This window comes from uncultured Thermosynechococcus sp. (assembly GCF_937958135.1).
GTDB lineage: Bacteria > Cyanobacteriota > Cyanobacteriia > Thermosynechococcales > Thermosynechococcaceae > Thermosynechococcus.
This window is the reverse complement of record NZ_CALGOG010000070.1, coordinates 13328-35368: the sequence shown is the minus strand read 5'-3', so window position 1 is coordinate 35368 and position 22041 is coordinate 13328. Positions and strand designations below refer to the sequence as shown.

Below are 22041 nucleotides of genomic sequence, written 5' to 3'. Positions count from 1 at the left end.
AATGGGTTACACCCTACCCGTTTTTGCGACGGCGGCGGCAGTGGCTGCCCTGCGATGCCTCACCGAAGGCACCTGCCCTCAAGAGGTGACCCTTGCCCTGCTGCGCCCCAACCGCTGTGAAACTTTTACCATTGCCCAAGGGGCGCCCTTAGATTCCCAACAGGCTTTGGCAATTACCTACAGCGAACCCAGCGATCCCCTTGATCTGACGCGGCATACTCCAATCTGGGCTTGGGTGCGCTGGCAAGACCCCGCCACTTCCCCCCAAATTCACATTGACGGTGGTTTTGGCGTGGGGCGCGATCGCACCACCGGCGAGGCGGCTATCTACCGCTATGCGCGGTTGCTGTTGACCACTAACCTCTTGCTCTACTGTCCCAAGGAGCGGGCGATCGCCGTCACCATTGTTCTGCCTCAGGGACGCGACTTAGCAGAGCGCACCTCAAATGCAGCTTTTGGCATTGTTGAGGGACTCTCGCTGTTGGGCACAACTGCCCTCGCGCAACCTCTGACTGCCCCTGAGCAACTGGAGCACTACCGAGAAGACCTCAGGCAAAAGGCCGGTCAATCCCCTACCTTGGTCTTCTGTATTGGCGAGAACGGTCTTCAGGTGGCACAACAGCTCCAAATCCCCCCTTCCCTCTGTGTAAAAACTGCCAATTGGCTAGGCCCGATGCTGGTGGCAGCAGCGCAACACCATGTTCAGCAGCTACTCCTGTTGGGCTACCACGGCAAACTTATTAAATTGGCGGGGGGCATTTTTCACACACATCACCACATTGCTGACGCTCGCCAAGAGATCCTCACTGCCTTTTGTGCTCTTGCAGGTTTGCATCAAAATATTCTGCACCAGATATGGCAAGCACCCACCATTGAAGCTGCCCTCAAGTCTTTAGAAACGTTGGCTCCCCAGACCTTATCCCAAATTCTCCGCCACATTGCCAACCGCATTGAGGAACGAGCTATTGCCTATATCCATACCCATTGTGCCGCTCCCCTGGGACGGTCATTACAAGTAGGTTGTGCCTTGTTTGGGCGCGATCGCCAAATTGTCACCACGGGCAAAGTCGGAGACCTAATTTTGAGCAGAATTTACAGGCAGTAGGCCATGGGCTATAATAAGCATGAATTTAGTAGAAACTGTACCAATACTTATGAATACAAAAGGCCGTCTTCTTGACCGCGAAGAAGTCATTCGTTTTCTTCCCGACGAATGTAGAAGGTCAAAAGCCATTCGTGAAATGCTCAATAGTAGCGCTGTTTATCCAGCAGAATTTCTATGGTTTATTTATCGCAATCCTGATGCGATTCCACCACTCTTGGAAGGCGCTGTAGCAAGAGTAATGATGCTTGATAAAACAGGTTGGCATAGGGGAACCGTTCGACTAGAACTTGTGTTCTATCCCGACGAAGAAACTGCTGACACTAATGTTTCCGGTGAAATCAGGGATGCCAATAATGAAACTAACAATGTCAGCGATGAAACTAGTCCCAGCGAATCTTCCTCTCAAAGCTAGAACTTAGATTCTAAGGGATGTTTCTTTCTCTCGTTCAGCGCGTACAGCGCTGGCAGGCTTTGGATGTATAGTGCAAACGCACGACATCCACGTTGACGCCCGCCGCCATCGCCTTGTACCGAAAGAACGTCTCAAGCTGGTGGAAGGGCTAGTAGTTGCGGTTTGTTCCTGCGTCGGATTTGTTTGCCTTTCGCTGTTCTGAAGCCGCTTGAACATCTCCGCCTTCGACCGGCTCAGCCGAAGAAACGGCAGCTTGAACGACTTGGTGAGTATTGCCATACAAGCCAGTACATGTCATCTTGCGCATGCATGCAAGATGGGTCTTATATTCCCGCCATTCATGGCGGGGCTTTACGGCGTGAAAGGGTAAAATAAACCATGGAGAGATGGCAGAGTGGTCGAATGCGCTCGACTTGAAATCGAGTGTGGCAGTGATGCCACCGAGGGTTCGAATCCCTCTCTCTCCGCTCAATTGAGAAAAAGGCAGCCGGAACGTCTCCTGCCGCCTCAACTAAATCGGGATTTTTTAGCCTGACCTACAAGACCTATAAGCCGAGATCCGCCAAGATGTCGGTGGCGTGGGTATCGGTTTTCACGCTGGTATAGACATGGGAAATGATGCCGTTGCCGTCAATCACATAGGTGACGCGCTTGGCGTAGCCGCCGCCATCCACATCGTAGGCTTTGATAATGGAACGATCTACGTCTGCGAGCAAGGGGAAGGGGAGATTGAATTTCTCGGTGAATTTTTGGTGTGAGGTTTCATCGTCGGCGCTCACGCCCAGAACGACAATACCCTTCTCCTGATAGGCAGTGTAGTGGTCGCGGAAGCTACAGGCTTCTTTAGTGCAGCCGGGGGTGTCATCCTTGGGGTAGAAATAGAGCACTACCGTTTTGCCCTTGAAGTCACTCAGGGAAACCGTATTACCATGGGTGTCTTTGGCGGTAAAAGCAGGTGCAGGCGTGCCGACGGCTAAAGCCATGACGCATATCCTCCTAATGTTAAGTTTTATTACAAGCTTCGTTCCCTATTCTATTCCCTAGCTGCCCCTTAGTAGTGGATGCGAGGGTCAATCCAAGCATTGAGGAAATCAATGAGAATACTCGCGGCAACCACAATCACGGCAAAGAAAACGACAATCCCCTGGACGGTTGGATAGTCCCGCAGCGCAATGGCTTCGTAGAGTCGCTGACCTAGCCCTGGCCAAGAAAAGGTGACTTCCGTCAGCACAGCGCCCCCCAAAAGGCTGGCAAGGGTCAGACCCAAAACTGTAATCACTGGAATTAAAGCGTTCTTGAGGGCATGGTGAATGAGAATCCGATGCTCAGGAATCCCACGGGCACGGGCAGCTTCCACATAATCGGCAGCGAGGGTTTCCTTGAGATTTACCCGCACAATGCGCTCAAAGATACCACTGAGAACAATTCCTAGGGTGAGGGCTGGTAGAAGCAAGTGGCTAAAAGCGGTTCCCCATTGGTGGAGATTGCCGTTGAGAAGTGCATCAACTAGGTACAGGCCGGTAACGCTGGGCGGCGGCGTTTCCGTCATGGGGTAGCGGGTACCTAGGGGCAGCCAATGCAAATTTACGGCAAAGAGGAGTTGCAGGAGCATCCCCAGCCAAAAAAGAGGCAACGCATAGGTGATGATGCCAAAAAGACGCCCCCCCAAATCCCAAACCGTGCCAGACTTAACCGCAGCCAAGCTCCCAATGAGCACACCCAAGCCAAAGGCGATCGCCAGACTGGCGAGGCCTAACTCTGCCGTTGCGGGAAAATGCTGGGCAATAATCTTGGTCACTGCTTCCCCTTGACTGGTGAGGGAAGTGCCTAAATCAAATCGCAGGAGTTGTCCCAAATAGTTCAAGTATTGCTGCCACAGGGGTTGAGCTAAGCCCAATTGCGCTCGTAGAGCTTCCTTGACAGCTACCGGAGCACGGGGGCCTAAAATCGCATCCACGGCATCGCCGGGAGTAGCTCGCAGGAGCAAAAAGACGACGGTGACGATTGTCCACAGCATCAGCGGCGCTAGTAAAAGCCGCAGCAGTAGGTACCCCTGCAATGCCCGCAGACGAGACATTAGGCACGCCCGGTTATTCTTGGGGTAAGTTTGCTGCTCGCTGGCGATCGCGCTCAATCGAGGCTAGAAGCCGTTTGGGATAGCTATCCGCGGCAATTTGTAGAATTTTATCGAGGGGGGTGTCATTCATGAACTTAGTGGCGGCAGCAATGTACTCGCGATTGGGACAGCGATCGCCCAGGACACAGCCGTTGACACAGGCCTCTGCGCAATTAATGGTTTCTGGCGTTAATTCGCTCATAGCAGCTCTCCGAGGAATTGCTCAAATTTTAACAAAGGGAAGAATCCCCTACCTAAAAATTGGCAACGATTCCCCTGATCCCCTAGGTTAGAATCGTACTGGCACGGGAAACATTGGGTAGGAGGCAGAATGCGCAAGAAATGGATCACCCTTTTAGTGTTGGCGTTGGGGATGATTCCCTTCATCGCCATTTCTGTGATGCCCCTGCTCACCAGTGCCTTTACAGCCCCTCAAGCCACCCCTAGCCCTGTGGCCAGTCCCCTGGCGGGAGACAAAATCGCAGAACTCCAAGCCCAAGAAAAGGGTTATCAACTGGTGCTAGAGCGTGAACCCAACAATGCCACGGCACTGGAAGGCTTGGTGCTGACGCGGCTGCAACTCATTCGACTGGGCAAAGGGGAAATTGCCAGCGTCATTGACCCACTGCGACGGTTGGCGGAACAGCGACCTGAACAACCAGACTATGCGATTCTCCTAGGGCAAGCGCAACAACAAACGGGCGATCGCGAGGGGGCTGCTCAGACCTTTCAGGGGGTTCTTGCCAAATCGCCGGGGAATCTCAATGCCCTGCGGGGGCTGGTAGATCTGTACCTGAAGGAAAATCGTCCTCAAGCGGCTATTGGTTTGATTGAAGAGACCCTCAAGGGAGCAGAGGCCGCCAATAAAGTACAGCCGGGGAGCGTGGATGTCACGGCGGTACAACTCCTCCTCGGCGATGTCTATATGGCTCAAAAACGCTACGCTGAGGCGCTAACCCTGTTCCAGAACCTCGGCAAAGAGAACCCCAACGATTTTCGTCCGGTTCTTGCCCAAGCGATGGCGCTGACGGAACAGGGGAAAAAGACTGAGGCAGCTTCGCTCTATGCCAAAGCTGTGGAATTAGCCCCCGCCAAGTATAAGGATGCCATTCAGCAGGCGGCGCAGCAGGTGCAAGAGGAATCTGCAAAAACGTCCGAACCCTCACCCCAGAAATAGATAAAACCTAAACTTGCTGTTGCAGTTCCTTAAGGCGAGCCAACACCTCCTGACTGTGGGTTGCCGGATTTACTTTTACATAGCGCTCCCGCAGGATGCCTTCGGGATCAATGATGAAGCTGTGGCGCAGCGAGACAAATCCCAACCACGAGCCATAGGCCTTGCTGACTTGGCCATCGGGGTCAGAGAGGAGGGGAAACGTTAAGCCTTCACTGTCACAAAAATCTTGATGGGAATCCACCGAGTCGGCACTGACACCGATGACTTCTGCGTTGTGGGCATGAAATTCCTCAATGTCCCGTTGGAAGCGCCGAGCTTCGAGGGTGCAGCCCGAGGTAAAGTCCTTGGGGTAAAAGTACAACACCACCCACTTGCCGCGATAATCCTTGAGGGAAATCGGCTGACCATCCACACTGCTGGGCAGGGAAAAGTCGGGTGCCGGGGTATTGAGGGGCGGCAGTTCACCTCCTAGAGCCAAACTAGACGCTGATGGGCTGAGGAACAGAATCAAACTCAAAAGGGCAACAAGTAGTGAGCGCAAGAACATGGCGAAATCGTTAAACTGGCCTTAGGAAAGCATCTAGCTGCACTGTAGCGTAGTTTCAAGAATTTTTCGAGGTTCATGCTGTCCCTTCCCGTTGTCCGGGCCATGCCCCGCTGGTCGCGCTGGCTTTGTACCCTAGTTCTGGCGATCGCCCTAGGAGTGGGGCTGTGCCGACTAATTGCCGAAAGCCTCTGGTTTGATCAACTGGGCTACTTGCAGGTGGTCTGGCAGCGCTGGAGTGTCCAAGCCTTGCTATTTCTTGCGGTTGCGGGGTTATCGGCGCTCTTCTACGGCTGGCAGCAACACCGGCTACTGCGGCAACGCCCGGTGACCCTCGATCCCACCCTCACAGCACGGAGTCCCTATCGGGGACTGGGGCTATGGCGGCTTTTGGGGTGTGCGAGCGGTTTAACTTGGCTGCTGATTGTTGCCACTTATCACATCGGGGCAATCGCCCTGCAACTTTGGCAACAGCGCTCAGAAATTACGTTTAATAGCCCTCTACTTCCGCAATTAAGTGTTTGGCGAGTGGCAGAGATCTCTTTGCAAGTGGTACAGAATCCTTGGTTGTTGGTGCCTAGTCTGGGGGCGCTGGTTCTGGGGCTTTGGTTGCCCGTGCGTCTCTTTCAGGGGATAGGCATCCTCCTAAGCCTCGCCATGGGGGCGATCGCCAGCCTCAGTTGGCCGGTTGTGCTCAAGGGACTGTTTGCCGCCAGGGATTCCCATACCGAACCGCTATTTCACCACTCGATTAGCTTTTACCTCTTTCAAATTCCCCTGTGGGAACTACTGCGACTGTGGTTGGCAAACCTCAGTGTTGTTGGCTTAGCGGGAACAGCCTTGGGCTATCTCCTTGCCAATGACAGTCTTAGTCACGGCAAATTCCTCGGCTTCGGGCGATCGCAACGGCGGCATTTACAGGGCTTGAGTGCGTTTGTTTTTGTGACAGTGGCTTTTAGTTTTTGGCTAGAGCGCTACAAGCTTCTTTATTCAACCAGTGGAGCTGCGTTTGGGGCGGGCTATACCGATGTCACCGTGCGCTTACCCCTCTATGGTTGGCTTGCGGCCTCGGCACTTGGCGTCACCTGTTTAATGGCTTGGTCAGCAATTCGCCGGGGCGGAGAAGGAGAGCGGCGGTTAGGCCCCATTGCCCCCGGCTTCTTTGGGTTTACATTGGGCTATCTAGTGGTCATCCTAATTGCCGACCGACTCCTGCCCACAGCCATTGAAGCAGTGATTGTTCAACCCAACCAACTGCAACGGGAACTGCCCTACATTCAACGCACGATTACCCACACCCGTGAAGGCTTTGATCTTGAAAAAATGCAGGTCGAACCCTTCCAACCAGAAAATAACCTCAACGCCGAGATCATTGCTGCTCATGCCGCCACCACCCGCAACATTCGCCTTTGGGATACCCGCCCCCTCCTTGAAACCAACCGTCAACTTCAACAACTGCGCTCTTACTATCGGTTTCCCGCCGCATTTTTGGATCGCTACTCTCTAAAACTATCGCCTGAGCAAGAGCAATCGGAAATTCGCCAAGTCCTCATTGCCGCGCGCGAAGTAGATTACAGTGCGGTTCAGCAGTTTGCCCGCACTTGGATTAACGAGCACCTCGTATTTACCCACGGCTACGGCTTCACCATGAGTCCTGTGAATACGGCAGAAGTCAATGGTTTGCCCAAGTACTTTGTGCGCGATATTGGCGACACAGGTGAGCTACTGGTTAATCCGCCTCAGATCCGCGAGAGTATCCCGTTTTTCTATCCACGGATTTACTATGGTGAACTCACCAATACCTACATCTTTGCCCCGTCTAAGGTTCCTGAACTGGATTTTCCCCGCGGCGCTGAAAATGTCTATAACCACTACGATGGACATGGGGGCGTGCCCATTGCCAGTTGGTGGCGCCGCCTAGTCTATGGCGTCTATTTTCGGGATTGGCAATTGCTGCTAACCCCCAATTTGCGCCCCGACTCAAGGGTACTCTTTCGGCGCTTGATTCAGGATCGGGTGCGGGCGATCGCCCCTTTTCTGCGCTTTGACAGTGAACCCTATCTAGTTGTTGCCGATCCCCGCTCTGAACGAGAGATTGCAACCAGCCCAAGCACGGCGGGGGTCAGCTATCTCTACTGGATTATTGATGCCTATACCGTCAGTCGCTACTATCCCTATAGCGATCCGGGGCAGCACTCGTTTAACTACATTCGCAACTCCGTCAAAGTGGTGGTGGACGCCTATAACGGCGATGTCACCTTTTATGTAGTGGAACCTGAGGATGTGATTATTCGCACGTGGCAGCGCATCTTCCCGACCCTCTTTCGCCCCTTGAGTGCCATGCCCCCGCGCCTCTATCGCCACATTCGCTATCCCATTGACCTGCTGCAAGTGCAGTCCGAGCAGCTCCTAAAGTACCACATGACGGATCCTGTGATCTTTTACAACCGCGAAGACCTCTGGCAAATTCCCAAGGAGATCTACCGCGAAAAACCCCAAGCTGTAGCCCCCTACTATCTGATTACCAAGCTGCCTATTGGCGACACCGAGGAGTTTATTCTTCTTGTCCCCTTTACGCCTGTGAATCGCCCGAACCTCATTGGCTGGCTGGCGGCTCGCTCCGATGGCGAAAACTACGGCAAGCTTCTGCTGTACGTGTTTCCCAAGCAAGAACTGGTCTTTGGCCCTGAACAGATGGAGGCGCGCATCAATCAAGACCCAGTCATTTCACAGCAAATTTCCCTCTGGAATCGCCAAGGGTCAAGATCGGTGCAGGGCAATCTTCTGATTATTCCCATCGAGCGATCGCTCCTTTATGTCGAACCCATTTACCTAGAAGCCGATCAAAACCGACTGCCCACCTTAGCACGGGTCATTGTCATGGACAATCAGCGGATTGTGATGGCACCTACCCTCGAAGAGGCTCTGAAACAACTCTTTCCCTAGTCGTGGAAAGGCTTTGAATCCTTCCTAGCTACGCAACTAAACGATACAAACCAGTTAAAAAACTATGACGACAGCCGCATACATCCATCTGCCCTTCTGTCGGCGCCGCTGCTTCTACTGTGACTTTCCAATTACAGTGATGGGGAATTCTCCGACGTTGGCAGCATCGTTGATTCAAGAGTATGTGGCTGCGCTGTGCCAAGAAATTGCCCAGACTCCTCCTGATCCGCAACCGCTGCAAACTATCTTTTTTGGGGGTGGAACGCCGTCTTTAGTCCCACCTCAGTATATTGCCCAACTGCTGGAAGCTCTGGATCGCCAGATAGGGATTGCGCCAGGGGCGGAAATTTCCATGGAAATGGATCCGGGGACGTTTGGCCTAGAACAATTGCAGGGCTACCTCAGCGCAGGGGTAAATCGCATTAGCTTGGGCGTCCAAGCCTTTGATGATGAGCTATTGCGGCTCTGTGGCCGGAGTCACACTGTCGCTGATGTCGAGCATGCCGTTGAGATGATGTATAGGGCGGGGGTAGAAAACTGGAGCATCGATCTTATTTCAGGTCTGCCGCAACAATCCCTAGGGCGTTGGCAATTCTCCCTAGAACGAGCGATCGCCCTCAAGCCAACCCATCTCTCAATCTATGACTTGATCATTGAGCCAAAAACCGTCTTCAGCAAACGCTATCAACCGGAAGTTGCCCCCTTGCCTACCCAAGAGCAGGCCGCCGCCGCCTATCGTCTTGGCCACGAAATCTTAACCGCAGCGGGCTATGACCACTATGAAATTTCCAACTATGCCCGACCGGGGTTTGCCTGTCGTCACAATCAAGTCTATTGGCGCAATCAACCCTACTATGGCTTTGGCATGGGAGCCACCAGTTATCTGGAGCATCGCCGCCTCAGCCGTCCGCGTACCCGCCGTGAATACTATCAATGGCTGCAAACCTTACCAGGGAGCCTCCAGCAAGTGAGTCCGGATTCCCTGTGGGATCGCTGGTTGGAAACGATTATGCTGGGTCTGCGCCTCAGAGACGGCCTCTGTTTGAGGGCTTTGGCGGATGAATTTCCTCTCTCGTGGGTTGAAGCTCTGCCCATGGCAGCAGCAAAAGTGTCTCCCAAGACGCTTTGTGTAACGGGCGATCGCCTGCACTTGACGCAGCCGGCAGGCTTTCTTGTAGCCAATCACGTCATTGTTACCCTTTGGGAAGCATTGGAGGGATCGGTTTTCCGCCAACAGAAAGGGGAACCCCTACCGATACACTAGAAGTTGTCTGACCAAGAATGCACTCACGGGAAACATCATGTTGGAACAGGGAACCATTTCAATCCACACTGAGAATATCTTTCCAATCATTAAAAAGTGGCTCTACTCCGATCATGAGATTTTCCTGCGGGAACTGGTCTCCAATGCGGTGGATGCCATTCAAAAACTGCGCATGGTGGCACGCTCTGGGGAATACAGCGGCGATGTAGATCACCCCGAAGTGACGATCACGATTGACAAAGAAAACAAGAAGCTGGCGATCGCCGACAATGGCATTGGCATGACCGCCGAAGAGGTGAAAAAGTACATTACCCAAGTGGCCTTCTCCAGCGCCGAGGAATTCGTTCAAAAATACAAAGGCGAAGGGGAAAACGCCATTATTGGACATTTTGGCTTGGGATTTTACTCCGCCTTTATGGTGGCAGAACGGGTGGAAATTGATACCCTCTCCTACCGCGAAGGTGCCGTTCCCGTGCACTGGACCTGCGATGGCTCCACGGAATTTACTCTCTCTGACGGTGAGCGCACCAGCGTTGGCACTACCGTGACCCTAACACTCCAAGAGAGTGAATTAGAGTACCTAGAGCCGGCCCGCATCCGCGAACTGGTGCGCAAGTATTGTGACTTTTTGCCTGTGCCCATCAAGCTTGAAGGGGAGCAGATTAACAAACAAATTGCCCCTTGGAAGAGTGCCCCCAACAGTCTCACTAAAGAGGAATATCTGGAGTTTTATCGCTACCTCTATCCCTTCCAAGAAGACCCCCTGCTCTGGGTTCACCTCAATACCGACTATCCCTTTGTGGTGAACGGGATTCTTTATTTTCCAAAGCTGCGTCCCGATATTGATGTCACCAAGGGGCAAATTAAGCTCTACTGCAATCAAGTCTTTGTCAGCGATAACTGTGAAGAGGTCATCCCGCGCTTTTTGCTGCCGCTGCGGGGCGTGATTGACAGTACCGATATTCCCCTCAATGTTTCTCGCAGTTTCCTACAAAACGATCGCACCGTGCGCAAAATTGCCGACTACATTGCCAAGAAGGTGGGCGATCGCCTCAAAGAACTGTACCGTGAAGACCCTACTGCCTACGTGCGCTCTTGGCAAGACCTAGGCACCTTTGTCAAGTTTGGCTCAATGAACGATGAGAAATTCAAAAAACAAGTGGAGGATATTCTCATCTATCGCACGACTGCGGAGCTAACCCCCAAAGAGAGCGACGATTTATGGGCTAAAGAGGGCGGAATTTGTGTAGATGGCAAAACCTATACCACGCTCAAGGAGTACCGCGAGCGCAACAAGGCGCGCCAAGGCAACCGCGTCTATTACTGCACCGACGAAGTGAATCAGGCCACCTACGTGCAACTGCTCAAAAGCCAAGGGATTGAAGTGCTCTTTATGGACAGCTTCATTGATACCCACTTTATCCCGTGGCTAGAGCAGAACTATAGCGATGTCAAGTTCCTGCGGGTGGATGCCGAATTGGATGAAACCCTCATTGATAAAACCAAAGAAAGGGAACTCGTTGACCCGACAACGAACAAAACCCGCAGTGAGCAAATTAAAGCACTCTTTGAATCGGTGCTGAAAAAGCCCAAATTAACCATCCGCACGGAAGCGCTGAAGGCGGATGCACCGCCGGCAATGATCCTTTTGCCGGAAACCAGTCGGCGGCTGCGGGAAATGATGGCAATGATGCAGCAGCAACCCAATGCCCAGTTGCCGGAGGAGCACACCTTGGTGGTGAATACCGCCCATCCCTTGGTGGAAAATTTGCTCAAGCTCAATCAAGGCGCCATCCTCCAAACCAGCGGCACCTCAGAAACCGGCGCACTGGTGGAGAAGCTGTGTCAGTATATCTACGATTTGGCCTTAATGTCGCAGCGGGGCTTTGATGCGAATGGTATGCAGCAATTTACGGAGCGTGCCAGTCAAGTCCTGACCCAATTGACCACTCTGGCCACACGCTAACGTTTGCAGAGGCGGGAGGTAACCCATGATTATTACAGCAGGTCTATTGGCGGGAGCGATCGCCCTACTGGGGTGGGGGCTGTACCGCAACCTGCCCTACGGCAAGCTGGGGATTGTGGCTTGGCTGCAAACCCTTGTTTTGATGCTCCCTTGGCTGGTGGTCTTTGGCAGTCTCAGCTTTGGGATTGGGATTAACTTTGCGGCGGTGCTCTTTGGCCTTGTGTTCTCCATTGTGGCCTATATTGCCCTTGGACGCTGGTTGCGATCGCTGGCGGCCACCGCCGAGCTGCCCCTGCCCCCTGCTTCCTCTGGCCGTGCTGAACTCGAGCAGGCTACCGCCGCACAGCCGACCCCAGCCGAAGCTGCCGAAAAGCCAACCCTTCCCGCTGAGGATCTGCAAGCCATTCAGAGTATCTTTAGTGTGGATACCTATTTTGCCACCGACTACATCCCCTATAAGGGGGGGGTGATCTGTCCGGGGAATTTGCGCGGTGAGGCTAAGACTGTCCATCAACAGCTCACAGAGCGCCTCCAAGCGGCCTTGCCCCACCGCTATCGCCTCTTTATGGTGCCCAATAGGGAGGGCAAGCCAATGGTGGTGATCTTGCCGATAACCACCGAACCCGCTCGCTCCGGCACTCTCCAGAAGCTGGCAGCGGTTTTCTTGGCGGTGGCTACCCTCGGCACCTGTTTGGAGACCAGTGCTATTCTGCAGGGGTTTAGCCTACTGGGGAATCCCACCCCCGGCCTTTTCCAGCGATCGCTGCCCTTTGCCCTCGGCCTTTTGGGCATTGCGGCCGTGCGGGAACTGGGCCACTGGTTTATGGCCAAACGCTATCAAGCTCGCTTGGGTCCGCCCATCTTTTTGCCGGCGTGGCAGTTGGGGACATTTGGTGCCATGACCCGTATTGAATCTTTCCTTGCCAATCGCAGCCAGCTCTTTGACATTGGCGCAGCGGGGGCGATCGCCGCCGGTGGAGTTTCCCTGCTGCTGTTGAGCCTTGGCCTTGTCCTCTCGCCCACAAGTCAGGGCTGGGAGGTGCCGACTCTCTTTTTTCAAGGCTCAATTTTGGTGGGGACGATCGCCAAGCTCTTTTTGGGTCAGCAGTTGCAAAGCGAAGTGGTGACGGTGCATCCCTTGGTCATTCTGGGTTGGTTAGGCCTGATCATGACCGCCCTGAACTTAATGCCGGCGGGGCAACTGGATGGCGGACGTATTATTCAAGCCATTTACGGCACCAAAACTGCGAGGCGACTGACGATTATTACCCTTGTGATCTTGGGCCTAGTGGCGATCGTCAACCCCTTGGCCCTGTATTGGGCGCTGGTGATTCTCCTGTTGCAGCGGGAGGTGGATCAGCCCAGTCTCGATGAGATCACAGAACCGGAGGATACCCGCGCCGGTCTTGGTCTGTTGCTGTTATTCTTAATGGCGGCCACCCTAATCCCCATGGCACCGGGGCTGGCAGGACGGTTAGGCATCGGAGGCTAAATGCCCGATTCACTACGGCAGATTTTGACGGCGATCGCCCACGGGCAACTGAGCGTAGAAGCCGCCTATCGCCAACTGCAACACCTCACCTACGAACCCATTGGCGATTTTGCGCGGATTGACCACCAGCGACAGCAGCGCACGGGCTTTCCAGAGGTGATTTGGGGACCCGGTAAGACACCGCAGCAGATTGCCGAAATCTTGGAGCGAATGCGTCCCCACTATCCCTGTGTGCTGGCCACGCGCATTTCCCCGGAGGTCTTTGAGGCAGTGCGATCGCGCCTTGGCGGGCTGCACTATTTCGAGAAAGCCCAAATTTGTAGTACGGCGCCCATTTTGCCGCCCCAGTCCCCACTGCAAGTGGGCTTGGTCTGTGCGGGTACCGCGGATTTGCCCGTGGCCGAAGAGGCAGCCATTACCTTGCAACTCTGCGGGTTCCCAGTGGAACGGTTTTGGGATGTGGGCGTAGCGGGCATTCATCGCCTGCTGAGTGTGCGCGATCGCCTTGAGGAGATGGCTGTGCTCATTGTGGTGGCCGGCATGGAGGGGGCACTGCCCAGTGTGGTGGCGGGGCTGGTGTCCGTCCCTGTTATTGCTGTCCCCACCAGTGTGGGCTATGGCGCCAACTTTGGGGGCTTGGCAGCGCTGCTGACCATGCTCAACTCCTGTGCCCCCGGCATTGGTGTTGTCAATATTGACAATGGCTTTGGGGCGGCAATGCTGGCGGCCAAGATCTTGCGATCCCTCAGCCAACGGTTATAATGATTATTTGTTCTTAACGTGTGATTGATCATCAGGTGACCTGTGGCTAACATTAAATCTGCCGCTAAACGTGCCCAAATTGCCGAGCGCAACCGTCTGCGTAACAAAGCCTATCGCTCGGCGGTGCGGACACTGATTAAAAACTTTTTGAAGGCCGTGAGTGAGTATAGTGCTGAGCCAACTCCAGAAAAGCTAGCAGAAGTGCACCACAGAATGAACTTGGCCTACAGCAAAATTGACAAAGCCGTAAAGCGCGGCGTTCTCCATCGCAACACCGGTGCCCGTCGGAAAGCCCGTCTAGCCCGTATCCTGAGCAAAACGCTGCAACCGGCTGCCTAATCCCCATGTTGGTGGATACCCACGTCCATCTCAACTTTCCGGAGTACGCGCCCGATCTGGAGGCAGTGGCTGAGCGCTGGCGATCGGCGGGGGTGGTGCGGCTGGTACATTCCTGCGTTGAACCCGGTGAATTTCCCACTATCCAACGCCTTGCAGCTCAATTTCCCGAACTCTTTATGGCCGTGGGGCTGCATCCCTTGGAGACGGAACAGTGGCAGCCCGATCTTAAAGATAAAATTGCCAGCCTTGCGGCCAGTGATCCCAAAGTCGTAGCCATTGGCGAAACAGGTCTAGATTTTTACAAAGCCACAAACCGCGAGGAGCAGGAAGCTGCCTTTTGGGCACAGTTAGAGGTGGCTCACGCGTTGAACCTCCCCGTTATCATTCACTGTCGGGAGGCAGCGGCCGCCGCACGAGATTTGCTTCAGCAATTTGCTCGCGATCGCGGGCGTGTTCTAGGAGTAATGCACTGCTGGGGCGGTACCCCCGAAGAAACTGAATGGTTCCTCGACCTTGGCCTGTTTATTAGCTTTAGCGGCACGGTCACCTTTAAGAACGCTAAACAAATCCATGCCTCGGCACAGATGGTTCCCGGCGATCGCCTGCTTGTGGAAACCGATTGCCCCTTCCTTGCTCCTGTGCCCAAACGGGGCGAAAAACGCAATGAACCCAGCTATGTGCGTTTTGTGGCCGAAGCTGTCGCCCGACTACGACAGTGCGATCTTTTAGAATTAGAACGGCAGACGACCCTCAACGCCTGTAATCTCTTTCGTTTACCCCTCCCTGCTGAACTGGCCCTCTAAATCCCCAACCCTTCCACAGCTCAACTCAAAAGTTTCACCACGTTGTTAAAAGATCTAGGGTATTTGCCAGCTCGACCTTTCTAACATCCTAGGATGGGGCTGTAGGCGAAAGACGATGGTCTAGGATGTGTCCCTCATTAGCAAGTACTTTTAGTAAGCCGTGGACTCTTTTGAATACGTTGGCCCGTGGATCGATTGATCGCGGCGGATTTTCTGGATACCCATGCTCACTTGACGAGGATACTGTATGGTTAGCTCTCCTCCCCGTCCCGCTGAACTCACCGATGATATTCATGCTTTTGGGCCTGCTCGCGCCACGATTCAAGGACAACCCTTGAGTGAGAGTGAAGTTGAGGCCATGGATGCCTTCTTCCGCGCCTGTAACTATCTGGCCGTGGGCATGATCTATTTACTCGATAACCCCCTGCTTAGAGAACCCCTCAAGCCGGAACACATCAAAAAACGTCTCCTCGGTCACTGGGGAGCGAGTCCGGGTCTGGCCTTTTGCTATCTTCACCTCAATCGCATTATTAAAAAGTACCAACAGGAGGTGATTTTTCTTGCCGGCCCTGGCCATGGGGCACCGGGGGTCTTAGCACCCGTTTACCTTGAGGGCAGTTACACCGAGATTTACCACGACATTAGTGAGGATGCTCAGGGCCTGAAAAAATTCTTCAAGCAATTCTCCTTCCCCGGCGGCATTGGTAGCCACTGCACCCCCGAAACGCCCGGCTCGATTCATGAAGGGGGAGAACTGGGCTATGTCCTCTCCCATGCCTGCGGTGCGGCCTTTGATAACCCCGATTTAATTGTGGCAGCAGTAGTTGGCGACGGTGAAGCAGAAACGGGGCCTTTGGCCACCTCATGGCATATCAATAAGTTCCTCAATCCGGCGCGGGATGGAGCGGTTTTGCCGATTCTTAACCTGAATGGCTACAAGATTAACAACCCCACGATTCTGGCACGGATTCCCCATCAGGATTTGGAGAACTATTTCCGAGGCTTAGGGTATGAACCCTGCTTTGTGGAAGGTTCCGATCGCCCCTCAATGCACCAAGCCATGGCGGCTACCCTTGACTACTGCGTGACTAGAATTAAGGAGATTCAACGGGCGGCGCGCGAAGAGGGGGTTACCACCTTACCCCGTTGGCCCATGATTGTGCTGCGTACCCCCAAAGGTTGGACAGGCCCTGCGGAAGTGAATGGCCACAAAGTAGAAGGCTTCTGGCGAGCACACCAAGTGCCCCTAGCTGATGTCCACACCAACCCTGAAAACCTCAAGCTCTTGGAAAACTGGCTGCGCAGTTACCGTCCCGAAGAACTCTTTGATGAGAATGGGACATTCCGCCCTGAACTCAAGGCTTTAGCACCCACGGGCAACTACCGTATGGGCATGAATCCCCACGCCAATGGTGGACTACTGCGCAAGGATTTGAAAATGCCCGACTTCCGGCAGTACGGCATTACGGTTGAGAAACCGGCGCAAATTGAGGTGGAGAATACCCGTCCCTTGGGGGTCTTTCTGCGGGATGTGATGCGCAATAACATGACCAATTTCCGCGTCTTTGGTCCCGATGAAAATACCTCCAATAAACTCAATGCTATTTACGAGGTCAGTAAGAAATTCTGGATTGCGGAATACTTTGAGGAGGATGCCGATGGCGGTGAATTGTCCCCCAATGGTCGTGTCATTGAAATGCTCAGTGAGCACACCATGGAGGGCATGCTGGAGGGCTATCTGCTCACGGGTCGGCATGGGTTCTTCTCCACCTATGAATCCTTTGTCCATGTGATTGACTCGATGTTTAACCAACACGCCAAATGGTTGAGCATTTGCAATGAACTCTCCTGGCGTGCCGATATTGCTTCTTTGAATCTGTTGATTACGTCAACGGTGTGGCGGCAGGACCACAATGGCTTTACCCACCAAGATCCGGGATTTTTGGATATTGTCTGCAATAAGAGTGCTAAGGTGACGCGGATTTACCTGCCCCCCGATGTCAACTCCCTGCTGTCGGTGGCGGATCACTGCCTGCGGAGCAAAAACTATGTGAATGTGATTGTTTCTGACAAGCAGTTGCACCTACAGTACATGACGATGGAGCAAGCTATTGTTCACTGCACGAAGGGATTAGGGATTTGGGACTGGGCAAGCAATGATCAAGGCTGTGAGCCGGATCTGGTGATGGCCAGCGCCGGGGATATTCCCACCCAAGAGGCGTTGGCGGCGATCGCCCTTCTGCGGCAGGAGTTTCCAGAGCTGAAGATTCGCTATATCAATGTGGTGGATCTCTTTAAGCTGCAACCCGAAACCGAGCACCCCCACGGCCTCAGCGATCGCGACTTCGATAGCCTATTCACCCTTGATCGCCCAATTATCTTCAACTTCCATGGCTATCCGTGGCTGATCCACCGCTTGGCCTATCGTCGCCACAATCACCGCAATCTGCACGTGCGCGGCTACAAGGAAAAGGGCAACATCAACACTCCCCTAGAGCTGGCCATCAACAATGAGATTGATCGCTTTAGTCTGGCCATTGATGCCATTGATCGCCTCCCCCATCTTCAGGTGGCGGGTGCCCATGCCAAGGAAAAATTCCGCAACATGCAAATTGAAGCCCGCAACTACGCCTACGAGCACGGTGTGGACAAGCCGGAGTTTAGCCACTGGACTTGGCCGTTTTAGCCCGATCCTCTAGCCCCTCTGGTTCCTCTTGGCGCACCGGCACGTGGTGCTGCTGCAGATAGCTCTTAATTTGGGCGATCGTCAGTTGGCCATAGTGCAGAAGCGAGGCTAAGAGTGCCGCCTCTGCTTTCCCTTCCACAAGGGCAGCGCGAATATGCTCACAGGTGCCTGCCCCCCCGGAGGCAATGACAGGAATTTCCACCCGCTCGGCGATCGCCCGCGTCAATGCGAGGTCGTAGCCCGCCTGGGTGCCATCGGCATCCATACTCGTCACCAGCAGTTCCCCCGCGCCCCGCTTAGCCATTTCCACTGCCCATTCCACGGCATCCAGCCCGGTGGCTTCCCGTCCACCCCGCACATACACTTGCCAACGGGGTTGGCTCGGATCACAGTGGGGGTCGCGTCGCGCATCAATGGCAACAACAATACACTGGGCACCAAAGCGATCGCTGGCCTGATTCACGAGATCGGGTTGCCGCACTGCCGCCGAGTTGAGACTCACCTTATCCGCCCCTGCTCTTAGCAGGTCTTTGATCATCGTGAGGGACTGGATGCCACCCCCCACCGTCAGGGGAATAAACACCTGATCTGCTGTGCGATAGACAACATCAATGAGGATATTGCGCTCCTCATGGGTAGCTGTAATATCGAGAAACACCAGCTCATCGGCACCTGCGGCATTGTAGGCCTGAGCCAGCTCCACAGGATCGCCGGCATCGCGCAAGTTGACAAAGTTCACGCCCTTGACAACGCGACCCGCCTTCACATCCAAACAGGGCAAAATTCGTTTGGCAAGCATTTGGCCTCCTTGGGACTACTGCACAGTGACACGCCGACCACCGCCACTGACAAAGATAATGGCACGGTCTTCTGCCATGGGTTCCCAACCAACATCAAAGCCACTGCGCCAAGCAATGGCGCGGGCAGCCCGAAAACAATCAAAGCTATCGGGACGCACAAAAAAGACAAGGGAATGTTGGCTGGGGGAGAGGCGATCAATGGTACGACGAAAGTTGGAGGTGGGTTTTTCTAGAGTGCTCAAGGGTTCACCGGCGGTGCGATCGCGAGGCTCAAAAAGGGTTTGCAAAATCGGTTGTCCTTGGCTGCGAACCAGCCTCAAGCGCACATCGTAGTAGCGGGTACGGTGGTGAAAAGCCTCCAATTGTTCCTGAATTTGGCGCAGATCTGCAAAGGGATTTTCTGTGATGTGCCGCAGATGGCGATCAATGGCTTCCCTAGCTTGATCCTCCTCAAGGGGCAGGGCGCGGTTTTCACGACACTCAAAGAAATACACCTGCTTGCGAGTTTCGCGGGCAATGGGGGTGCGCACCAAGGCAGGAGATACCGCCGCCGTCAAACTGGCAAAAAGGCAAACAAAGATCATGACCCCCACGGTATTGGTGAGGACATCGAGGAACGAGTCGAGATTTTGACTGGGGGCTTGAACTTGGGGACGGGTCCGCGATCGCTTCATGGAGCTGCAGTACAGAGACCCTTTCTAGGTTATCGGAATTCTCGAACTCTGGTCTGGGTGCATTTGATAGAGTGGCAATTGAGTTACCACTGATGATCTCATCAACTCCTCACGCCTATGGCAATGCTCAAAACCCGCCCTACTCGTTCCTTCACCTCCCAAGCCTGCGATCGCAAAGTGGGCAAAGGGGAGCGAGTCTTAGTACTGCTCTCCCTCATGACGCTATTTCTCCTGGGGGGCATCGCCACTCGCTTGGGCTACCTGCAAATTGTTGAAGGGGATCACAATCGCCAAATGGCCGATGAAAACCGCATTCGCCTCATTCCTAAGCCCCCGGAGCGCGGCAAAATTCTGGATCGCAAAGGGCGGATTCTCGCGGGGAACAAGTTTTCCTACTCCGTTTTTCTCTGGCCCCTTGCAGCTAAAAAGCCCACCTGGCCACAGACCGTAAGAATCCTCTCGCAAGTACTCAATATCCCTGCTGCTGAAATTGAAGCGCGGGTCAAACAAGCAGGGGTGAATTCTCCCTCTTTGATTCGCATTGCCCAAGGAATCACCCCCGCCCAAATTGTTGCCCTTGAAGAACACCGCAGTTTTCTCACGGGCGTCGAAATTGACCGTGAAGCCATGCGCTTTTATCCCCACGGCGAGACGGCTGCCCACATTATTGGCTACATTGGTGAACTGAATGAGGAAGAATTGGCTGCCCGTCGGGATCAGGGTTACCGCCTTGGCGATGTCATGGGCAAAATGGGCGTGGAGGCCACCTATGAAAAGGTTCTGCGGGGAGCCTGGGGCGGTCAGCAGGTGGAGGTGGATGGCCAGGGCAAAGTCATCCGCATTCTCGGCCAAAAGGTGGCGCGACCGGGAAACGACATCACCCTTTCTGTGGATCTAGACCTGCAAAAAGCCGCCGAAGCAGCCTTGGGGAATCGGCCGGGGGCGATCGTGGCTATGGATCCCCGCGATGGCTCGATTCTGGCTCTTGCCAGTTACCCTGCCTTTGACCCCAATTGGTTTGCCCGCCGCCTGACCCAAGCCCAATGGGAGGAACTCCAACGGCGGCAGTTTCCCTTTGTCAACCGTGCTCTGCAAGGGTTTCCCCCCGCCAGTACCTTCAAAATCGTCACGACGGTGGCGGGTCTGGAGTCGGGAAAGTTTAGCCCCGACACAGTGCTGATGACCTATCCTGCTCTCTATTCGGGTGGGTTTGCCTTTCATGATTGGAACCGTGCCGGCTTTGGTCCTCTGGGCTTTGCCGGTGCTTTAGCCTGGAGCAGTAATACATTCTTTGGCCAAGTGGCGCGCCGCATTGGACCTGAGACGCTCATTGAGTGGGCACGGCGCTTTGGGATGGGATCGAAGACAGGGATTGACTTGCCGGGGGAAGCGGCGGGCTTTGTCCCCGACCCCCAGTGGAAACAGAAAACCTTTGGTGAAGGCTGGTATGACGGGGATTCCCTCATCACAGCCATTGGTCAAGGAGCACTGCAGGTCAGTCCAGTTCAGGCGGCGGTAATGTTTGCCGTACCGGCCAATGGGGGCTACAAAGTACGTCCGCATTTGGTTGCCTCTGAGAATCCCGATCGCTGGCGCCAGTCGTTGAATTTGAAGCCCTCTACGGTGCAAGTACTCCGCCAAGGTCTGCGACAGGTGGTAACCAGCGGCACCGGTGCCGCCTTGAACACCGGTGAAGTGGCGATCGCCGGCAAAAGTGGAACCGGTGAAGACCCGCCCCGTCCTCACCACACTTGGTTTGGGGCCTATGCCCCTGCGGACAAGCCTGAAATTGTGGTTGTTGCCTTTGCGGAAAACTCTGGGGGGGGTGGCGCCTCAGTGTGTGGCCCAATGGTGTTGCAGGTCATTCAAGCCTACATGAAGATTCGCGATCGCTAGTCCCTTGCTGGCAGCAAGATTGTCATTCCCCAGGGTTGCGCCTAGAATTTGAAGGAATGCGTCTAATAGGGGGATTCATGATTGAGCAGCGCATCATTGCCCTTGGCCTGACAATGGGTCTATTGGCAACGGCCTTGGGGACTCGCCGGAGTGTTGCCGAGACTATTCCTGCTGAACCCGAAGCGGCTGCGCCGATCCTTGTGAATCCTGTGCAATCCATCAATAGCGATCCCCTCGTTTTCTCCTCAGAACCTGTAGATCCACCGGCGGGTAGTGAACCCCTAGAAAACCTCAAGCCCGCGCGCTCCATCCCCGTGGTGATCCAAGAACGCTCCACAGGCTGTCAAGCAATTGTGACTGAGGACATTCCCAACAGCATTTGCTCCGCTCCAACTGCTCCACGTTCCCCTGCTTTACCAACAGCTCCCCGACTGGCGACCGCTCGCCCTCGCCCCTTAGCAACGGCACTGCAAAGCGCTGCAACCCCCAGAAATGCAGGATTTTCTGGCCACGGGACTGCACCGGCCTACGTGCGTCAGCCCTTTCCGGGAGCTAATCCCCTGCGTTGGCTGAAGCTTAACAATGGCCAAATGCTCTTTCCTTTGCCTTTTCCGGTGCCGATTACCTCCACCTTTGGCTGGCGCATCCACCCCATTTTTGGCGATCGCCGCTTCCATTCGGGAACCGATTTAGGCGCACCGGCGGGAACACCCGTGCTTGCGGTCTTTGATGGCCGTGTCGTTGAGTCCAACTGGCTGGGGGGCTATGGCCTCACCGTGATTTTGCAACACCCCCCAGAACAGCACCAAACCCTTTATGCCCACCTCTTGCAGCTTTTTGTCAATCCCGGTCAGTGGGTCAAACAGGGTGAGGTCATTGGGTTGGTGGGCAGTACCGGCAACTCCACCGGCCCGCACCTACATTTTGAGATTCATGAAATGACGGCGCAGGGATTGATTCCTGTGGCTCCCGAAGCGCGGTTAGAATTGGCATTAGCGCAGTTAAAGCAGGCGATCGCCCAAGCGCGCCAGCAGTCGCATCGCCGTTCCTAGGAGACCG

General features: G+C 54.4%; 19 protein-coding genes, 1 tRNA gene and 1 pseudogene. 14 read left to right on the top strand and 7 right to left on the bottom strand.

Annotated elements, in window-relative coordinates:
• Position 1: 1 nt before the first annotated feature.
• Together cbiD and Q0711_RS08510 are read left to right on the top strand one after the other, a co-directional pair.
• Complete coding sequence (cbiD, locus tag Q0711_RS08515) at positions 2–1105, top strand: cobalt-precorrin-5B (C(1))-methyltransferase CbiD (protein WP_298612864.1); 1104 nt, start codon at positions 2–4, stop codon at positions 1103–1105.
• A 19-nt stretch (positions 1106–1124) separates the two neighbouring features.
• A complete protein-coding gene (locus tag Q0711_RS08510; protein ID WP_298612861.1) occupies positions 1125–1517 on the top strand; it encodes a hypothetical protein in 393 nt (130 codons plus the stop codon).
• Positions 1518–1551: 34 nt separating this feature from the next.
• Here Q0711_RS08510 and Q0711_RS11710 read toward each other — a convergent pair.
• Positions 1552–1650 (bottom strand): annotated as a pseudogene (locus Q0711_RS11710) (zinc ribbon domain-containing protein); the annotation flags it as partial.
• Between the two features lie 247 nt (positions 1651–1897).
• On the opposite strand from Q0711_RS11710, the gene Q0711_RS08505 reads away from it, so the two are divergent.
• Positions 1898–1984 (top strand) — tRNA-Ser (locus Q0711_RS08505).
• A 78-nt stretch (positions 1985–2062) separates the two neighbouring features.
• Here Q0711_RS08505 and Q0711_RS08500 read toward each other — a convergent pair.
• From Q0711_RS08500 to Q0711_RS08490, 3 genes are all read right to left on the bottom strand, one after another.
• A complete protein-coding gene (locus Q0711_RS08500) occupies positions 2063–2500 on the bottom strand; it encodes a peroxiredoxin (protein WP_298977736.1) in 438 nt (145 codons plus the stop codon).
• A 68-nt stretch (positions 2501–2568) separates the two neighbouring features.
• Positions 2569–3594 carry an ABC transporter permease gene (locus Q0711_RS08495; RefSeq protein ID WP_298977733.1) on the bottom strand — a complete coding sequence of 342 codons (1026 nt, stop codon included), beginning with the start codon at positions 3592–3594 and terminating at the stop codon, positions 2569–2571.
• A gap of 13 nt (positions 3595–3607) precedes the next feature.
• Positions 3608–3835: a hypothetical protein gene (locus Q0711_RS08490; RefSeq protein WP_298615324.1), complete on the bottom strand. Its 228-nt coding sequence runs from the start codon at positions 3833–3835 to the stop codon at positions 3608–3610.
• A 129-nt stretch (positions 3836–3964) separates the two neighbouring features.
• Here Q0711_RS08490 and Q0711_RS08485 point away from each other — a divergent pair, with 129 nt between their 5' ends.
• Positions 3965–4810 (top strand): tetratricopeptide repeat protein, encoded by an 846-nt coding sequence (locus Q0711_RS08485; RefSeq protein WP_298615327.1) that lies wholly within the window; start codon positions 3965–3967, stop codon positions 4808–4810.
• A gap of 7 nt (positions 4811–4817) precedes the next feature.
• Here the strand turns inward: Q0711_RS08485 and Q0711_RS08480 are convergent, their stop codons facing one another.
• On the bottom strand, positions 4818–5357 hold the full coding sequence (locus Q0711_RS08480; RefSeq protein ID WP_298615329.1) for a peroxiredoxin: 540 nt from the start codon (positions 5355–5357) through the stop codon (positions 4818–4820).
• 75 nt (positions 5358–5432) lie between these two features.
• On the opposite strand from Q0711_RS08480, the gene Q0711_RS08475 reads away from it, so the two are divergent.
• From Q0711_RS08475 to Q0711_RS08440, 8 genes are all read left to right on the top strand, one after another.
• Positions 5433–8300: a UPF0182 family protein gene (locus Q0711_RS08475; RefSeq protein WP_299042282.1), complete on the top strand. Its 2868-nt coding sequence runs from the start codon at positions 5433–5435 to the stop codon at positions 8298–8300.
• 64 nt (positions 8301–8364) lie between these two features.
• A complete protein-coding gene (hemW, locus tag Q0711_RS08470) occupies positions 8365–9564 on the top strand; it encodes a radical SAM family heme chaperone HemW (protein WP_298617436.1) in 1200 nt (399 codons plus the stop codon).
• A gap of 37 nt (positions 9565–9601) precedes the next feature.
• Positions 9602–11530: a molecular chaperone HtpG gene (gene htpG / locus Q0711_RS08465; protein WP_298615336.1), complete on the top strand. Its 1929-nt coding sequence runs from the start codon at positions 9602–9604 to the stop codon at positions 11528–11530.
• Between the two features lie 25 nt (positions 11531–11555).
• Positions 11556–13022 (top strand): site-2 protease family protein, encoded by a 1467-nt coding sequence (locus Q0711_RS08460; RefSeq protein WP_298615338.1) that lies wholly within the window; start codon positions 11556–11558, stop codon positions 13020–13022.
• Positions 13023–13784, top strand: a complete 762-nt coding sequence (gene larB, locus Q0711_RS08455) for a nickel pincer cofactor biosynthesis protein LarB (protein WP_298615341.1) — start codon at positions 13023–13025, stop codon at positions 13782–13784.
• Between the two features lie 42 nt (positions 13785–13826).
• On the top strand, positions 13827–14123 hold the full coding sequence (rpsT, locus tag Q0711_RS08450; RefSeq protein WP_298615344.1) for a 30S ribosomal protein S20: 297 nt from the start codon (positions 13827–13829) through the stop codon (positions 14121–14123).
• 5 nt (positions 14124–14128) lie between these two features.
• Complete coding sequence (locus tag Q0711_RS08445) at positions 14129–14926, top strand: TatD family hydrolase (RefSeq protein WP_298615347.1); 798 nt, start codon at positions 14129–14131, stop codon at positions 14924–14926.
• Between the two features lie 247 nt (positions 14927–15173).
• Positions 15174–17612 carry a phosphoketolase gene (locus Q0711_RS08440; RefSeq protein WP_298615349.1) on the top strand — a complete coding sequence of 813 codons (2439 nt, stop codon included), beginning with the start codon at positions 15174–15176 and terminating at the stop codon, positions 17610–17612.
• Here Q0711_RS08440 and hisF read toward each other — a convergent pair.
• Both hisF and Q0711_RS08430 read right to left on the bottom strand, forming a co-directional pair.
• Positions 17587–18411, bottom strand: coding sequence for an imidazole glycerol phosphate synthase subunit HisF (gene hisF / locus Q0711_RS08435; RefSeq protein ID WP_298615351.1), 825 nt, complete (start codon positions 18409–18411; stop codon positions 17587–17589). The two genes, Q0711_RS08440 and hisF, sit on opposite strands and share 26 nt — an antisense overlap.
• 15 nt (positions 18412–18426) lie before the next feature.
• Complete coding sequence (locus Q0711_RS08430) at positions 18427–19086, bottom strand: hypothetical protein (RefSeq protein ID WP_298615353.1); 660 nt, start codon at positions 19084–19086, stop codon at positions 18427–18429.
• A 117-nt stretch (positions 19087–19203) separates the two neighbouring features.
• Between Q0711_RS08430 and mrdA the strand changes: the two genes are divergently transcribed.
• Positions 19204–20982: a penicillin-binding protein 2 gene (mrdA, locus tag Q0711_RS08425; RefSeq protein ID WP_298615355.1), complete on the top strand. Its 1779-nt coding sequence runs from the start codon at positions 19204–19206 to the stop codon at positions 20980–20982.
• Positions 20983–21059: 77 nt separating this feature from the next.
• A complete protein-coding gene (locus tag Q0711_RS08420) occupies positions 21060–22034 on the top strand; it encodes a M23 family metallopeptidase (RefSeq protein WP_298615363.1) in 975 nt (324 codons plus the stop codon).
• The last annotated feature ends 7 nt before the right edge of the window (positions 22035–22041 follow it).

Excerpts from the sequence above, each read along its gene's own strand:
- cbiD (WP_298612864.1), top strand. The coding sequence starts at position 2 with ATGGGTTACACCCTACCCGTTTTTGCGACGGCGGCGGCAGTGGCTGCC.
- Q0711_RS08510 (WP_298612861.1), top strand. The coding sequence starts at position 1,125 with ATGAATTTAGTAGAAACTGTACCAATACTTATGAATACAAAAGGCCGT.
- Q0711_RS08500 (WP_298977736.1), bottom strand. The coding sequence starts at position 2,500 with ATGGCTTTAGCCGTCGGCACGCCTGCACCTGCTTTTACCGCCAAAGAC.
- Q0711_RS08495 (WP_298977733.1), bottom strand. The coding sequence starts at position 3,594 with ATGTCTCGTCTGCGGGCATTGCAGGGGTACCTACTGCTGCGGCTTTTA.
- Q0711_RS08490 (WP_298615324.1), bottom strand. The coding sequence starts at position 3,835 with ATGAGCGAATTAACGCCAGAAACCATTAATTGCGCAGAGGCCTGTGTC.
- Q0711_RS08485 (WP_298615327.1), top strand. The coding sequence starts at position 3,965 with ATGCGCAAGAAATGGATCACCCTTTTAGTGTTGGCGTTGGGGATGATT.
- Q0711_RS08480 (WP_298615329.1), bottom strand. The coding sequence starts at position 5,357 with ATGTTCTTGCGCTCACTACTTGTTGCCCTTTTGAGTTTGATTCTGTTC.
- Q0711_RS08475 (WP_299042282.1), top strand. The coding sequence starts at position 5,433 with ATGCTGTCCCTTCCCGTTGTCCGGGCCATGCCCCGCTGGTCGCGCTGG.
- hemW (WP_298617436.1), top strand. The coding sequence starts at position 8,365 with ATGACGACAGCCGCATACATCCATCTGCCCTTCTGTCGGCGCCGCTGC.
- htpG (WP_298615336.1), top strand. The coding sequence starts at position 9,602 with ATGTTGGAACAGGGAACCATTTCAATCCACACTGAGAATATCTTTCCA.
- Q0711_RS08460 (WP_298615338.1), top strand. The coding sequence starts at position 11,556 with ATGATTATTACAGCAGGTCTATTGGCGGGAGCGATCGCCCTACTGGGG.
- larB (WP_298615341.1), top strand. The coding sequence starts at position 13,023 with ATGCCCGATTCACTACGGCAGATTTTGACGGCGATCGCCCACGGGCAA.
- Q0711_RS08445 (WP_298615347.1), top strand. The coding sequence starts at position 14,129 with ATGTTGGTGGATACCCACGTCCATCTCAACTTTCCGGAGTACGCGCCC.
- Q0711_RS08440 (WP_298615349.1), top strand. The coding sequence starts at position 15,174 with ATGGTTAGCTCTCCTCCCCGTCCCGCTGAACTCACCGATGATATTCAT.
- hisF (WP_298615351.1), bottom strand. The coding sequence starts at position 18,411 with ATGCTTGCCAAACGAATTTTGCCCTGTTTGGATGTGAAGGCGGGTCGC.
- Q0711_RS08430 (WP_298615353.1), bottom strand. The coding sequence starts at position 19,086 with ATGAAGCGATCGCGGACCCGTCCCCAAGTTCAAGCCCCCAGTCAAAAT.
- mrdA (WP_298615355.1), top strand. The coding sequence starts at position 19,204 with ATGGCAATGCTCAAAACCCGCCCTACTCGTTCCTTCACCTCCCAAGCC.
- Q0711_RS08420 (WP_298615363.1), top strand. The coding sequence starts at position 21,060 with ATGATTGAGCAGCGCATCATTGCCCTTGGCCTGACAATGGGTCTATTG.